Source organism: Exiguobacterium sp. s36 (assembly GCF_018618345.1).
Lineage (GTDB): Bacteria > Bacillota > Bacilli > Exiguobacteriales > Exiguobacteriaceae > Exiguobacterium > Exiguobacterium chiriqhucha.
The window spans coordinates 1,036,698-1,050,571 of sequence record NZ_JACSLW010000001.1; the positions used below are offsets into that span (position 1 = coordinate 1,036,698).

General features: G+C 54.6%; 15 protein-coding genes. 8 read left to right on the plus strand and 7 right to left on the minus strand.

The window, feature by feature from the left end:
• Positions 1-19 precede the first annotated feature (19 nt).
• A complete protein-coding gene (locus KNP95_RS05180) occupies positions 20-1,969 on the minus strand; it encodes a glycoside hydrolase family 3 protein (RefSeq protein ID WP_214802356.1) in 1,950 nt (649 codons plus the stop codon).
• A 325-nt stretch (positions 1,970-2,294) separates the two neighbouring features.
• Between KNP95_RS05180 and lipA the strand changes: the two genes are divergently transcribed.
• Both lipA and KNP95_RS05190 read left to right on the plus strand, forming a co-directional pair.
• Positions 2,295-3,194, plus strand: a complete 900-nt coding sequence (gene lipA, locus KNP95_RS05185; RefSeq protein WP_328585781.1) for a lipoyl synthase — start codon at positions 2,295-2,297, stop codon at positions 3,192-3,194.
• A gap of 18 nt (positions 3,195-3,212) precedes the next feature.
• The gene (locus KNP95_RS05190) at positions 3,213-4,043 is read left to right on the plus strand and encodes a lipoate--protein ligase family protein (RefSeq protein ID WP_214835842.1); all 831 of its coding nucleotides are present in this window, start codon (positions 3,213-3,215) and stop codon (positions 4,041-4,043) included.
• A 56-nt stretch (positions 4,044-4,099) separates the two neighbouring features.
• Here KNP95_RS05190 and amyS read toward each other — a convergent pair whose 3' ends face one another.
• The 5 genes from amyS to KNP95_RS05215 all read right to left on the minus strand — a co-directional run bounded on the left by amyS (position 4,100) and on the right by KNP95_RS05215 (position 8,945).
• On the minus strand, positions 4,100-5,617 hold the full coding sequence (gene amyS, locus KNP95_RS05195; RefSeq protein ID WP_251130297.1) for an alpha-amylase: 1,518 nt from the start codon (positions 5,615-5,617) through the stop codon (positions 4,100-4,102).
• 198 nt (positions 5,618-5,815) lie between these two features.
• Complete coding sequence (locus KNP95_RS05200) at positions 5,816-6,343, minus strand: DUF2812 domain-containing protein (RefSeq protein WP_214835847.1); 528 nt, start codon at positions 6,341-6,343, stop codon at positions 5,816-5,818.
• Entirely contained in the window at positions 6,340-6,672 is a 333-nt protein-coding gene (locus KNP95_RS05205) for a PadR family transcriptional regulator (RefSeq protein ID WP_214833547.1), read from the minus strand. The genes KNP95_RS05200 and KNP95_RS05205 overlap by 4 nt, the downstream gene beginning before the upstream one ends.
• A gap of 114 nt (positions 6,673-6,786) precedes the next feature.
• Entirely contained in the window at positions 6,787-7,914 is a 1,128-nt protein-coding gene (locus tag KNP95_RS05210; RefSeq protein WP_214719224.1) for a YfbR-like 5'-deoxynucleotidase, read from the minus strand.
• Positions 7,914-8,945, minus strand: coding sequence for an ion channel (locus tag KNP95_RS05215; RefSeq protein ID WP_214833544.1), 1,032 nt, complete (start codon positions 8,943-8,945; stop codon positions 7,914-7,916). The genes KNP95_RS05210 and KNP95_RS05215 overlap by 1 nt, the downstream gene beginning before the upstream one ends.
• 103 nt (positions 8,946-9,048) lie before the next feature.
• Here KNP95_RS05215 and KNP95_RS05220 point away from each other — a divergent pair, with 103 nt between their 5' ends.
• The 5 genes from KNP95_RS05220 (at position 9,049) to KNP95_RS05240 (ending at position 12,070) form a co-directional block, all read left to right on the plus strand.
• Entirely contained in the window at positions 9,049-9,507 is a 459-nt protein-coding gene (locus KNP95_RS05220) for a hypothetical protein (RefSeq protein ID WP_021066042.1), read from the plus strand.
• Complete coding sequence (locus tag KNP95_RS05225; protein WP_214719221.1) at positions 9,504-9,869, plus strand: hypothetical protein; 366 nt, start codon at positions 9,504-9,506, stop codon at positions 9,867-9,869. The genes KNP95_RS05220 and KNP95_RS05225 overlap by 4 nt, the downstream gene beginning before the upstream one ends.
• The gene (locus tag KNP95_RS05230; RefSeq protein WP_214835850.1) at positions 9,866-11,089 is read left to right on the plus strand and encodes a glutathionylspermidine synthase family protein; all 1,224 of its coding nucleotides are present in this window, start codon (positions 9,866-9,868) and stop codon (positions 11,087-11,089) included. Before KNP95_RS05225 ends, KNP95_RS05230 begins: the two co-directional genes overlap by 4 nt.
• Positions 11,086-11,499, plus strand: a complete 414-nt coding sequence (locus tag KNP95_RS05235) for a DUF350 domain-containing protein (protein WP_021066039.1) — start codon at positions 11,086-11,088, stop codon at positions 11,497-11,499. Before KNP95_RS05230 ends, KNP95_RS05235 begins: the two co-directional genes overlap by 4 nt.
• A gap of 61 nt (positions 11,500-11,560) precedes the next feature.
• The gene (locus KNP95_RS05240; protein WP_214835853.1) at positions 11,561-12,070 is read left to right on the plus strand and encodes a hypothetical protein; all 510 of its coding nucleotides are present in this window, start codon (positions 11,561-11,563) and stop codon (positions 12,068-12,070) included.
• A 62-nt stretch (positions 12,071-12,132) separates the two neighbouring features.
• On the opposite strand, the gene KNP95_RS05245 is transcribed toward KNP95_RS05240, so the two are convergent.
• Complete coding sequence (locus KNP95_RS05245; protein WP_214835856.1) at positions 12,133-13,233, minus strand: globin domain-containing protein; 1,101 nt, start codon at positions 13,231-13,233, stop codon at positions 12,133-12,135.
• Between the two features lie 190 nt (positions 13,234-13,423).
• Here KNP95_RS05245 and KNP95_RS05250 point away from each other — a divergent pair, with 190 nt between their 5' ends.
• Positions 13,424-13,864 carry an RrF2 family transcriptional regulator gene (locus tag KNP95_RS05250; protein WP_214719212.1) on the plus strand — a complete coding sequence of 147 codons (441 nt, stop codon included), beginning with the start codon at positions 13,424-13,426 and terminating at the stop codon, positions 13,862-13,864.
• Positions 13,865-13,874: the final 10 nt, after the last annotated feature.

A 13,874-nucleotide genomic window follows, 5' to 3' on the forward strand; every position in this document is an offset into this window, starting at 1 on the left:
GGGCGCTCGCGGTTTTAGTTTACTTGTTCCAGTTACGGAATCCGTCACCAAACTCGAGGTGCAAGTCATCTCCGAACACGCCGTTCTCAAACGTCGGTACGTCGACCGGGAGTTTGCCCGTCGGTTTCACTTCACCAAAGATGGCGCGAATGCCGGCCGGGAGGTTCGGTCCTGCCGATTTGGCATTGCCCGCCTCTGAATCCGGTCCGTTCGGGTCACCTTTGAAGCCGTAGATGATGAGCTGGGCCGGTGCATCCGGCTGAACCGCCACATCGTACGGGTTACGCAGGCTGAGCAAGACTGACTTCTTGCCCGTCTCGTTGGCGTAACGGAACACTTCGGCCGGCACGTAATTGTCAGCCGAAGTCGATTTCAGCTTGGCGCTGTTGTTCACGTTCGAGCCGACGATGATATAGTCGGCCGCGTCGAGTTTTTCTTTCAATGCCGGGTTTTGATCCAAGTGCTTCGTCGATGCCGTATAGTTCGCGGCGATGACGTTCACGTCTTTCATGTTGCCGGCGTTCTTCTCGAGCGACTTGATCGTCTTGATCATGCTGTCCGTCTGGTCTTTCGCCGGTGACAAGACGAGGACCGTCTCACCTTTTTTCGGTTTGAACGGAAGCGTCTTGTCATCGTTTTTCACGAGCGTGACGGCCGCCTCGGCGATTTCACGTTCTTTCGCTTTATGTTCGGCACTGCCGACGACCGCATTCGCCTCAGCGAGTTTCGCCTCGAGCGTCGTCGTGTCGACCGATTCTTGCCAAATGCCGCGTTCCGCTTTGAGCGTCAAAATCCGCTCGACCGCTGCATCAATCTTCTCTTCTGACAGGCGTCCATCGTCGACGGCTGCTATGACGTCTTCAAAGATCGTCTCGAGCTTCACGACGTCCGCGTTCGACCGTAAAATCGTCGGCATGAGCGCGATATCCACGCCCGCATCGAACGTCTTGATGACCGCTTCGGCTTCCGTGAAGTTATCGGCAATCGCCTGCATGTTCAAAGCGTCCGTGATGACGATCCCGTCATATCCCATGTCTTCCCGTAACACGCCCGTGATGACGTCGTCCGAGAGCGTCGCCGGGAGCGGGAATGTGCCGCGCGGCGAGTTGACGACCTCATCCTCGATTTGTGGCATCCCGATGTGTGCCGTCATGATCATATCGATGCCTTCGGTGATGGCTCGTTTGAACGGCAACAGTTCGAGACCGCGCAAATCTTCGAGCGATTTGTCGACGATCGGAAGTCCGTAATGCGAGTCGACCGCCGTGTCACCATGACCTGGGAAATGCTTCGCCGTCGCGGCGACGCCCTGGTCTTGGATCCCTTGTGTCATCGCCGAGCCGAGCTCGCCGACGAGTTCTGGGTCGCTCGAGAACGAGCGTACGCCGATGACCGGGTTGGCCGGGTTGTTGTTGACGTCTAGCACCGGACCGAAGTTGACGTTCACCCCGAGAGCGTTCAACTCCGAACCGATAATATTCCCCGCGTCGTATGCGTACTGGCTGCTCCGTGTCGCCCCGAGCGCCATGTTACCCGGCAAGTTCGTGCCCGTTCCGAGACGTGTCACGATTCCACCCTCTTGGTCAATCGTGATGAAGAGCGGTACGTCGTTGCTTTCGTCTTGTTTGACGACTTCTTGGAGGTCGTGGACGAGTTTCGTCGTCTGTTCGGTCTCGGTCACGTTTTCCGCGAACAAGATGACACCCCCGAGGTCAAACCGATCGACGACGCGCGCCACATCTGTCGCGAGTGCCGTATGGTTCGCCCCGTTCCATAATCGGAAGTCTGGCATGATCATTTGACCGAGCTTTTGTTCAAGCGTCATCGACGCGAGCTTGGCGTCCACACGCTGCTCAATCGACGTTGCTGACGTCTCCTCCGCTACGACCGCAGTCGCCATCGGGACCGATGAGACGAGTAGCGCTGTCGTTAGCCCCAGTGTCGCCGTCCAGTTCAATGCTTTGTTCATGTTCCCCACTCCTTTTTGAAAGTTTCCCCGACCCCCAAACAAAAAGGCATGGAGGAAGAAGCGTTGCCTCACCAACGCTCGTTCACCCCATGCCTGATCGTATCAGTTACATATGGTCCTTATTCAGGTGGTCAACGTCAGTATAGCAATTCAAAAAATGGGAAACAACACTTCACATGAAAGCGTAACCATTTTGAAATATATATTCTGTTTTGACACACATCCAAGCTGTATTGGCAAAGCCAATAATTTCGCTGGTTCGAATTCGTCCTCATCTTTGGTAAACTCTTTTTGTTAGGGGTTAACTTTCAAAAAGGGGGAAATCATCTTGGCACGAGGGGAACTGAAACGAAAGCCGGAATGGTTAAAGATTAAACTGAACACGAACGAGACATACACCGGTCTCAAAAAGATGATGCGCGAGAAAAATCTACATACCGTCTGTGAAGAGGCGAAATGTCCGAACATCCATGAATGCTGGGCCGTCCGCCGCACCGCGACGTTCATGATTCTTGGAAGCATCTGCACCCGCGCCTGCCGCTTCTGCGCGGTTACGACGGGCAAGCCGAACGAACTCGACTGGGAAGAACCGAAACGCGTTGCCGAGTCGGTCCGCCTCATGAACCTGAAGCACGTCGTCATCACGGCCGTCGCCCGCGACGACTTGAACGACTACGGAGCGACGGTATTCGCCGAGACGGTCCGCGCCGTCCGTGCCATGAACCCGGAGACGTCAATCGAAGTGCTCCCGTCCGATATGATGGGTGACTTCTCGGCGCTCCAGACGCTCATCGATGCCGGCCCAGACATCATGAACCATAACTTGGAGACGGTCCGTCGTTTGACACCGAGAGTCCGCGCCAAAGCGACGTACGACCGGACGCTCGAATTTTTAAAACGGTCGAAAGAACTGAACCCGGACATCCCGACGAAGTCGTCCATCATGGTCGGACTCGGCGAGACGAAGGAAGAGTTGATTCAAGCGATGGACGACCTCCGGGCCCATCACGTTGACATCCTCACGCTCGGCCAATACTTGCAGCCGACGAAGAAGCACCTCGACGTCGAGCGCTACTACCATCCAGATGAGTTCGCCGAGCTGAAAGAGATCGCGTTGGCGAAAGGCTTCTCCCACTGTGAGGCCGGACCGCTTGTGCGTTCCTCGTATCACGCGGACGAACAAGTCCACAAGGCACGTCGTCACACGATGTTGCCAATCGACTAAGAGAAAGAAGAGACGTTTATGATTGGAACGACATGGCATTTGCTTCATACCGCCCCGCTGTCCCCAGCCGAGAATATGGCTATCGATGAGGCCATCGCCGGCTGGGTCGCGCGCGGTGACGTAAAACCGACACTCCGTTTTTACGCCTGGGCCCCGCACGCCATCAGCGTCGGGCGCTTCCAACGGGCGACGCGCGATCTCGACCGCGACGCGCTCGCTTTAAATGGGATCCCGGTCGTCCGTCGTTTGACCGGCGGACGGGCCGTCTTGCACGCGGACGAGCTGACGTATAGCGTCATTCTCCCTGAGACGATGCCATCCTTGCCGACGAACGTCATCGAGAGCTATCGCCTCCTGACCGAAGGGGTGCGTCGCGGGTATCACGCACTCGGCGTCCCGGCCGAGTTCTCGGTGCCGTTGACCGAGGCCGACCGTGAGGCGCTTCGAAAACCGAAGTCGGCCGTCTGTTTTGACGCCGCCTCGTACTATGAGCTCGCCGTCGACGGGAAAAAGATTGCCGGGAGCGCCCAAGTGCGCCACCAAGGTGCCGTCCTGCAACACGGCTCAATCCCATTGTCGATTGACGATGACGTCTTGTTCGACTGCTTCAATCTCGAGGCCGATGCGAAGGTGGAGGCCAAAGCCCGCTTTGGTGACAAGGCCGTCTCCTTGAACGAGACGCTCGGTCGACCGGTCGCCTTCGACGAGGTCGCGGCGGCGTTCACGGACGGGTTCCGTGACGCGTTCGACTTGACGTTCGAACCGCTGACGTTCACCGAGGCGCAGCAACAAGAGATTCAGGAGCTCGTCGCCAAATATGAGAGTGACGAGTGGGTCTGGAAACGCTAAATTCAAACAACACCCGATCGAAGAGAGGATCACCTCACTTCGATCGGGTGTTTTCGTTATTGTTGCGTATAAATCGAGACCGAGCCTCCGTTGACGAAGAACTGACCCCAGCCGTCAGCATTGATCGTGACGAGACGGGCGTTGTTGTTCGTCATGTCTTTCCATACCTCGCCGGCGTTCTGTTTGCCGACGTACATCCACTTCGAGCCGCCCGGACCGTCCGATAGAATCGTCGCGAGACCCGATTTGGCACGGTCGGTCACACCTTCACGTGTCCAGCCGATGACGTCCTGATGATCGAGGTAGTCATGCTGCGTCCCGTAGGCGAAGTCTTTTCGTGCCTTCAAAATCGGTTGGAGCGTGCCCGACATGTTCGGGATTTCGCGGTTCGTCGTCCCTTTCGTGCCGTAATAGTCTCCATAGAAGAGGGCCGGATAACCCTGACCGCGCGTCATGATCGTCGCGTAGGCGAGCGGTTTGAACCAGTTGGCGACCGTCGACTCGAGCGACTGGCCCGGCTGTGAGTCGTGGTTATCGACAATCGTCACGGACAGCGACGGATGCTGTTCGGTGACGGTGCCTTTCAAGATGTTGCGCATATCGTAATTCCCGCCGCCGTTACCAGCCGCTTGGAAGTTGTAATGGAGCGGCACATCGAAGACGGAATGCGTGTAGCCCGTCTTATACAGATAGTCGTTGATGGCACCGAGGTCGTTCTTCCAATACTCGGCGACCGTGAACATCTCTTTCCCGGTCGTCTGGCGCACGCTCGTCACCCACTCCTTCAAATACGAGTGGCTGATATGTTTGACCGCGTCCAACCGGAAGCCGTCGAGCCCGAGCGAGTCGGCGTACCATTTACCCCAGTTCTTCATCTCTTGGCGGACCTCAGGATGCTCGAAATCGACGTCGGCATACATAAGATAATCATAGTTGCCGTTCTCGTTCGACACGTCCGTGTCCCACGCCTTGCCCGTGCTCTTAAATTTATAGATGCGGCTCAAGCTGCGTGACTGATCCCAATCGGTGCCGTCAAAATGGTACCAGCGCCATTTGAATGGCGAGTATGTATTGTTGCGCCCCGCGAAGTTGAACCCGGTCCAGGCCGAGATGCCATACTCACCGGACGTTTCTTGGTTCCGGTTCGACGGATTGACCTCGATTGCCTGAACGGATTCGGTATAATCGGCCCCGCCCTTGTGATTCATGACGACGTCGCCGTACACACCGATTCCTTTACCGCGCAAGTTCGAGATGGCGGTCTGGAGCTGCGCTTTCGTCCCGTACTTCGTCCGGGTCGTCCCTTTTTGGTTGAATTCGCCGAGATCGTATAAATCGTACGCCCCATACCCGACATCGTTCTGTGACGTGCCTTTGTACGCCGGCGGAATCCACACCGTCGTCACCCCGATGTCTTTCAAGTGCTGCGAGTCATTCGATAGTCGGTTCCAATGCAGCCCGTCGTTCGGGACGTACCATTCAAAGTACTGCATCATCGTACCGTTTTGCGGCGTCGCCGCCTGTGCGACCGGTTGCCCGGCGAGCAGTGCAATCGCGGTGACACCAGCCGTCATCGCTAACCCTTTCCGTCTTTTACCCATGCCCGTTCCTCCTCTTCAAAATGAATGCAAGCGATTTCATTAATTATCATGCCCGATTCTATTTTGGTTGAATAGAGGATTTCCATAAAACAGTTCTCTGCGCCTAACTATTTTTTTCTTGAATAGTTCAGTCGACCAAAACAAAACGGATGGCTTGTGCCATCCGCCTAGTCATTCATTCCGTTCCAAACGTTTTCGCTTCACGAGGAAACCGAGATACGGGAGTCCTGTGAAGACGAGCCCGATGACGACAAGCGTCTGTAACACCAAAATGATGGCTTCCGCCGTCTGTGGCCAATCCAATTGCAACATGAACACGAATCCGAGTGATAGCAATAGACAAATGAGCGCCGCCCGGCCCATCGTCCGCTCGACTTGGCCGTATTTCTCTTCGGTCGTCTGGCGATCGGTATAGAGAGGCGTCGCGTCCGGACGACCTTTGAACACATGAATCTCTTCACCTGTCGACGTGACATGCTCCCAGCCGCTCGCGGCGAACAGCTCGAAATATTCCGCGTCCGGTTGTTTCCGATAATCGAGACTGTAGCGCACATCCATCGGTTCGCCTTCAACGAGCGTGTAGCCGAGCGGCGCGAACTTCTCTAAATGCCAGCCTTGAGCGGCCATCCGTTCCAATTTTTTCATTTCCCGTTCTTCGGCGAACGCCAGTCCCCAACTCGACATATATTTCCGTTTCATCGCTGTCCCTCCCCTTCTAAAATGAAGCGTGCATCATCGACGATCGCTTGCCTGCGTTGCAAGTCTTCCGCCACGAGCGCACGCCCCTGTGCCGTGATCACATAACGTTTCTGTTTCCCGTCCCCGTCAATCGGCTCGATCAGCTGTGCGTTCACGAGTTTCTTGATGATGGTGTACATCGACGCCGGCCCGATTTTAATCCGCCCGTTCGTCAACTCGTCGACGAACTGCATAATCAAATAGCCGTGACGCGCCTCGGTCAAGGCGAGCAGGATATAGAGCATGCTGTCGGTCAATTCGCCGAGCTCGATCGTATCATTACGCGGCATCCCGCCACCTCCTATATCATTCATTGATATATCTTACCCTTAATATATATCGTTGAATGATATATGTCAATGAATGATATAAAAAAAGCCGCAGACAATTTGTCTGCGACCTGGTTAACTGGTGACGTAATCTAAATCATGCAAGATGTACGCCAAGAAGAACAACATGCTCGGGTTCTCGTAACGCATCTGCACTTTACGGAGTTGCTCGCGATACGTGACCTCATATTCGGCCCCGTTCATCTTCCGCTCCATGTTCATCTTGATGAGCGCGTCGAGCTTGTCCATCATGTCGACGAGCATGCCTTCATACGTGTCATCTTTCGAATCGGCCATATAGCGCCGGAACGCCGGCTGCATGTAGCCCGGGAGGAGCGACAAGAGCGCCTCGCTCTCGGCCCGTTCATACGCCTCGAACGCCGCACCGGTCTCGGCAGTTGAATGTTTCACCGGGCCGAGCACGTCCCCGGTCACCCCCTCGACGAGATCGTGACAGAGCAGGCGCGCTGTCAGCTCGGCGACATCGACATCGACGTCATATTTCTCACGCTCGAGCAATCCGCTGAACATCCCGAGCGCGGCCGCCCGGAAGCCATGGATGGCGTCGTTATCGTCAATCGTGTTGAATCGGCCTTTCCACCGCCGGACACTGTCCATCCGCATGACGTTCTCGATGAACGTCGCCACGTCTGTCTCCGCTTCGACTTGTTCATACAGCCAACGGACCGATTCGAGCGGATGTTCGCGCAGGGCCGCTTTCATCTCTTCTAGCTTGGCGACGAAATGGGGCGAGCCGTGGCCGACTTCCCGACGAACGAACAGCATCGCGTCGAACGAGTCGATTCCATCGACGAGCCGTCCTTCGAATGAGTCGTCCTCCGCTTCGACGAGGAAACGATAAAAATGCGGCCGGAGCGACTGCGACAACAACTCGACGAGTCCGAGACTCGCCGTCCGCTCCATCCGTTCGATATGTTCTTTGAGCGTCGGTTCTTTTTTCGTCCGGTGCATGATTGGACCGGTCTGCACTTCGTTCATATCATGGAACAGCGCCTTGCCGAGCACGTCGAGCAAGTTGACGTCCCGTCCTTTGTTCTCTTCGTAGTATGCCGCGATCAAGCTGAAGACAGCGACGCGGAAACTGTGGCTTGCCGCGTTGTCATGATAATGCGGCGCATACTCGTCCCATCGTTGCACGTTCTGCATGCGTGTCATCTTGCGGATAAACGTTCCGTTATACATCAAATTCCTCCTTGGTTCAGTCGCTCCCACGAGTCATCGTGACAGACGATGTAAAGCATATCGCTCGCCTGAAGCGGTGTATCGAGCACCGTCGCGTAATCGAGACGGTCGTTGACGGCGATTAACGTGACGCCTTGATGCAACAAACTTTCCGCAGCGTCCCGGATGGTCGTCCATTCCGGTTTCGGTGCGAGCGCCTGGATGTTGCCGCCTGACTGTTTACTAAGCAGCTGACGGAAAATCGATGTCGTCCCCGGCTGCAGCGTCGCTTTCGCCATGAGGAGTGACACCGAGTCGTTCGCGAGAATAAAGTCGTCGATTCGGACGTGTTTGAATTTCGAGATGTTCCGTTCCTCGCACACCTCGACGACCGTATGCAAATCGACGCCACGTTCAGACGAGAGCGCTTCGACCGCTGACGCGATGAGCAACGATTTCCCGTCAGCGAGGAGTGTCTCCGTGATGCGGGCATCCGCGAAGATGGCGACCCGGCGCGCCTTTAAAATATTGGCCTGCAAGAGTACGGCCTCATCCGACGCGTCACCGTGGACGAAGTGGACATTGTCGTGGTCGTACGCTTCTTCCTTCAACTGATCGATTAAGACGATCTCAGCCTTTGGCTCATAGACGAGCACTTCATCAATTGCCTTTTTCGTCTTCGGCGACCAGCCGATATAGACGTAATGCCCTTCTCCTCGATACACTAACTTCCCCTCCCGTTTTAACCGTTGAAACGTCGCGCCGACTTCAACGAGTTTTCCAATCAACGCCCCGATAATCCCGATCCCGAACAGGAACAAGAAAATCCCGAGCCAACGTCCCGCGACCGATGTCGGGAAAAAGTCACCGTATCCGACGGTCGTGAGCGTCGTCATCGTCCACCAGAATGAGTCGAACATCGACGGGAACGTCTCCGGCTCGAGCACAAACCCGAGGACGGTACCCGTCAAGATGATGACGAGCGATGCCAAGACGACGTTCAAAAACGATAATTTCGATAATCCGCGCCAGACACGAAAAAAGATATGCACAGAAAAACCCCTCCTTTTCCTATATACTAGAGACAACTTACTTGATTTACGAAACCACCTTACGTTCGGTTCCGTATAGAAAGAAAAAAGAAAGGACGACGTCATGAACTCAATCGTTTTGGAATATCGACTTTATAAAAATGAACTTTCATTCGAGCCACTCTACCATTATACATCGCTCGGCCTCGATGAAGTACTTGCCCGTCGCGAATGCGAATTTTTCGTCAAGGACGGCATGACCTACAAGCAACGCTCATCGGCGCTCGAAGGCGAGCAATACTTCTTGATTTACGTCGACCGTTACACGGAAGGCCCGGTCGACAAGCATGAGACGACCGACATCAAAGTCGAGATCCGGACGCTCGACGACCGGTTCGACAATCCGATGCTCGAGGCGTATTACGTCGACCGTCATCTCGACGCCCTTGCCATGCTCGGCAGCCAATATTTGTACGTCGCCGGCAAAGAATATGAACGTGACTCGGCCGAGACGGATGAGGATCGCGGCGTCTATGTCATTTACGTCACCCCTACAGGTTATACATTGGAGGAATCAACATGAAGACAAGCAAAAAAATCTTGAGCGGTCTGTCGGCCGCAGTGTTAACCGCTTCGCTCGCGGCGTGTGGCACCGACGAAACCGAGCAAGCGACGTTACCGGAAGAACCGACGGGCTACGAATGTGACGATTGGGACTGGGATGATGAGACGGAGTCATATTACTGTGACGATGAGCGTTCTCCTCACTTCGGCAGCTTCTTCTTGCTCGGCAGCCTGTTCAATTCAAAGAGTGCATTGAAGAATTCCTCGTCTTATAAAAATTACCGTTCGAATGGCGGCGCCAGCAGCATCACCCCGAACAAATCGAACTCAGGCTCTAACTCGGGCCTCGGCAGTGGCTCAAAAGGCGGCTTCGGGGGATGAAGCGCGACGCGTTGTTCGGCCAAATCTCTTTCTTTTGGCCTGACTTGAACGACGAGGAGTACGCCCTTTACGACTGTCTCGCCATGTCGGGTGACACGGTGAGACAAATTCGGAAGGCGACGCGTGACGTCGATACGATTTTCCGCAAGGCGAATCGCCTGCTGCGCACGCTCCCGGACGACACGCTCCGTTTGCTCGGTTACCCTGAGGCGAGCTTGCCGTTCCTCCGGGACAAGTCACTGCCGCAAGAGACGATTATCGGTCGCTATGACTGGATCGTCAAAGACGGCATCATCAAGTTGATGGAATTCAATGCCGACACACCGACGTTCATCAAAGAACTGTTCGACGTGAACGGCTATGTGACGACAGAATTCGGACTCGATGACCCGAATGCGGCGTCGACTGCTGAGCTCAAGACCGAATTGCGAAAAGCCGTCATCGCCGCGTGGCAACGACTCGGCCGGGATGGGACACCAAAAATCGTCTTCACGGCCCATGACGACAACATCGAGGACAAATGGACGACGCGCTTCCTTCAAGAGACGCTCGATTTGCCGTCCGAATTCGTCCCGCTCGACCGATTGCTCGTCGAGGCGGACGGCGTCTTCACACCATCTGGGGAAAAAGTCGACGTGTTATATCGTCAGACGTACCCGATCGAGCATCTGGTCGACGACCAGGCACCCAATGGTGATTTGATCGGCATCCGCCTGCTCGAACTAAACGCGGCCAAACGCGTCTCGGTACTCAATCCGCTCTCGGCGTTTCTCATGCAGTCTAAAGGCGTCCAAGCGCTCATTTGGGAACTGTATGAGGTCGATACATATTTCGACGAAGCGGAACGTTCCATCATCGAGACTTATTTTTTACCGACGTATCTCGAGCCTGATCCGTTTATCGGCCAGAGCGCGTACGTGCAAAAGCCCGCCTTCGGCCGGGAAGGCGACTCGGTCATCCTCTATGACCAAGCCGGCGTCCCGTTCCATAAAGAGGCGCTCCAGACGTACGCGGACGAGACGGCGGTGTATCAACAGTTCATCGAGCTGCCGACCCGTCTGACGAACACGGTCAACGGTCCGCTCGAGACGCACTACATGGTCGGCTGTTTTTGTTTGAACGGCCATCCGTCCGCCCTCGGCGTCCGCGCCGGCAGCATGATCACGAACAACCAGTCTTACTACTTAGCCATCGGCACAACAAAGGAGAATAACTTATGACGTTCATCACGCTCGATTCCATCTTGAGCTTCCTCGCTCACCTCGGCACAGGGTTTGGCCTGATTTTAGCCGGACTCGTCGTCTTCGCCCTTACGACGAAGTATTCGGAACGTAAATTGATTAAAGAAGGTAACGTCGCCGTCGCCTTGAAACTTTGGGGGAAAGCAATCGGACTCGCCATCGTCATCTACACGGTGTGGGCGAACAGCGTCAACCTGCTCGACGCCTTCATCTGGGGACTCGTCGGGATTCTTGCCCAAGTGCTCGCCTTCTGGACATTTGAATACGTCCTGACACCAGGCGTGAACTTAGAGAAAGAAGTCGAGAACGGCAACCTCGCCATCGGCATCAGCCTGTTCTCCGCCTCACTCGTCGTCGGAATCATCGTCGCCGCGAGTTTAACGTACTAAACAAACAGCCCATGCACTCGGAACAGAGGCATGGGCTGTTTCTAAAGAAAGGAAGAGATGAATGTTCAAACGAAAAATCATTGGGGTGTTGTTAGCTTGTATCTCACTTATCGCCTTGATACAAAACGGACCTACATTTTTTGAGAATCGAAAGCTGGATCACTATTTGACGAATGATGGCTTTCACGCCTATACATTCGATCAATTTGATAAATCTAACCTCGCCCTATTCACAAATGAGGACGAGACCGTACTCGGCCTCGCCGAGATGAGTGGCGACGGCTATGGTGCCGGCACTGTCGAAACACTCGATGCGGCTCCATTTCACTATATCGAGCTTGAACATGAAGACACTTATTATATGGGCGTTCGCCTCAACAACAACCCTCAACACGTGGCTTCGTTCCGCATCATCGGAGAGCGCATGCAAGAAGACCACGTCCTCAACCGTCCCGAAGAAGATTCATTCTCTAACTACCATATTTTGAAATTGCATAACGTGCCGGAAGAAATTTGGACGCTTCAAACGTTAGACCAGAACAATCAAGTCATTGACTCGATTGAGTTATGAAAAACCGCAAACCGATGACCGGTCTGCGGTAGTGTGGCGACTGCTTTCGCGGTCGTCTTTTCTTATGCTTTGGCGAGTACGGCCGATGGACCGAAGAACTCGTAACGGGCTTGTGGAATTGTTTGGACGACCGTCTCCATCATCGCGGTCGGACCGCACGTGTAGACGTCGTGTCCGTCGACATCGAGTGCTTCGAGCTGTGTCGCACTCATGCAACCTGATACGTCATCGACGTGTGTGATGAGCTGGAGACCAGCGTTCACAAGTTCATCGAGCTCTTCACCGAGCGGACGGAGGCTCGTGCTGCGGACAGCATGGAGCAACGTGACCGAACGGCCTTGACCGAGTGCCGTCTTCGCCATGTTGAAGAGCGGCGTGATACCAATCCCGCCAGCGACGAGTGTGAGCGGACGATCCGATGCTTCGAGCACGAATTCGCCAGCTGGGGCACTCACTGGAATCTCCGTACCGACCGTCTGCTCGTGGAGCCAGTTTGAGACGAGCCCTTCCGCTTTCGGCGCAATCCAGTAACCGTCTTCTGTCGTTTCGACGACGCTATATTGACGGTGGTGCAAGATGTCTTCCCCAGCGATACGGGCTTGAACCGAGATGTATTGACCTGGGATGGCCGTCCCGACGACTCCGTCGTTCGCTTTGATGTGGAATCGTTTCACTTCCGGTGTGTCTTCAATCACTTCAGCAACCGTGAACGGTTTGAAACCGATCCATGGTGCATCATCGTACATTTGTTTCTCGAGCGAGATGAAGACGTCAGCGATGACACCGTATGCTTTCGCCCAAGCGTCGATGATATCCGGCGTCGCTGCTTCACCGAGCACATCTTGAATCGCTCCGAGTAAGTTCTCGCCGACAATCGGATAATGTTCTGGGCGGATGTTCAAGCTCTTGTGTTTATGGAGTGCCGGTTGGATGGCCGGAAGGATCGCTTCGAGACGATCGATATGGACGGCTGCTGCGTAAACGGCGTTGGCAAGCGCCTCTGGCTGCCGACCGCGTTTTTGATTCGTATGATTGAAAAATTGACGGACCTCTGGGTTGTTTTCGAACATGCGCTTATAGAAGTGACTCGTGATGGCGACACCGTGGTCTTTCAAGACCGGTGCGGTCGCTTTGACGATATCCATCGTTTGTTGATTTAACATTTTATTTCCCCCTTTTTGAAAGTTCATGTTCATTATGTGAGGTAAGTCACTTCAAAAGCAATATATAAAATACTTGTTTAAATACAAGTTCAAATTTCCGCCTTGAATCCGCCACGCTTTTTTCACATCTTCCATCGTCGCGCTTTCGCGAGATGTCTTGTACAATGAACGAATGAAGAGGTGAATCATCATGCGGCTCACGCAAACGTGCGACTACGCACTCCGAACACTCATGTATAGCGCCACGTTCTCCCATCGTCTTGTGACGATTCAAGAAGTGGCGGACCAATATCAGATTTCAAAGAACCACGTCATGAAAGTCGTCTATGAGCTCGGGAAGCACGGATATCTGGAATCGGTACGCGGCCGTGGCGGCGGCTTCCGGCTCGCCCGCCCGATGGAAGACATCAATGTCGGCGACGTCGTCCGGACGATTGAACCGCTCGAGCTCGTCGAATGTTTCGGCGAAGGACGATGTGTCATCGCCCCCGCGTGCGACCTGCGGAGCGTCTTGAACGAGGCGATGCTCGCGTTCCTGCACGTGCTCGACCGCTATACGATTGCCGACCTCGTCGCCAACCGGACGAACGAACTGGCTATGTTGCTAGGCATACAAAACCCGACGGACTGAAATAGTCTGT

Bases quoted from the DNA above. Each gene is read 5' to 3' on its own strand.
- KNP95_RS05180 (WP_214802356.1), bottom strand. From the start codon at position 1,969: ATGAACAAAGCATTGAACTGGACGGCGACACTGGGGCTAACGACAGCG.
- KNP95_RS05190 (WP_214835842.1), top strand. From the start codon at position 3,213: ATGATTGGAACGACATGGCATTTGCTTCATACCGCCCCGCTGTCCCCA.
- amyS (WP_251130297.1), bottom strand. From the start codon at position 5,617: ATGACGGCTGGTGTCACCGCGATTGCACTGCTCGCCGGGCAACCGGTC.
- KNP95_RS05200 (WP_214835847.1), bottom strand. From the start codon at position 6,343: ATGAAACGGAAATATATGTCGAGTTGGGGACTGGCGTTCGCCGAAGAA.
- KNP95_RS05205 (WP_214833547.1), bottom strand. From the start codon at position 6,672: ATGCCGCGTAATGATACGATCGAGCTCGGCGAATTGACCGACAGCATG.
- KNP95_RS05210 (WP_214719224.1), bottom strand. From the start codon at position 7,914: ATGTATAACGGAACGTTTATCCGCAAGATGACACGCATGCAGAACGTG.
- KNP95_RS05220 (WP_021066042.1), top strand. From the start codon at position 9,049: ATGAACTCAATCGTTTTGGAATATCGACTTTATAAAAATGAACTTTCA.
- KNP95_RS05225 (WP_214719221.1), top strand. From the start codon at position 9,504: ATGAAGACAAGCAAAAAAATCTTGAGCGGTCTGTCGGCCGCAGTGTTA.
- KNP95_RS05230 (WP_214835850.1), top strand. From the start codon at position 9,866: ATGAAGCGCGACGCGTTGTTCGGCCAAATCTCTTTCTTTTGGCCTGAC.
- KNP95_RS05235 (WP_021066039.1), top strand. From the start codon at position 11,086: ATGACGTTCATCACGCTCGATTCCATCTTGAGCTTCCTCGCTCACCTC.
- KNP95_RS05240 (WP_214835853.1), top strand. From the start codon at position 11,561: ATGTTCAAACGAAAAATCATTGGGGTGTTGTTAGCTTGTATCTCACTT.
- KNP95_RS05245 (WP_214835856.1), bottom strand. From the start codon at position 13,233: ATGTTAAATCAACAAACGATGGATATCGTCAAAGCGACCGCACCGGTC.
- KNP95_RS05250 (WP_214719212.1), top strand. From the start codon at position 13,424: ATGCGGCTCACGCAAACGTGCGACTACGCACTCCGAACACTCATGTAT.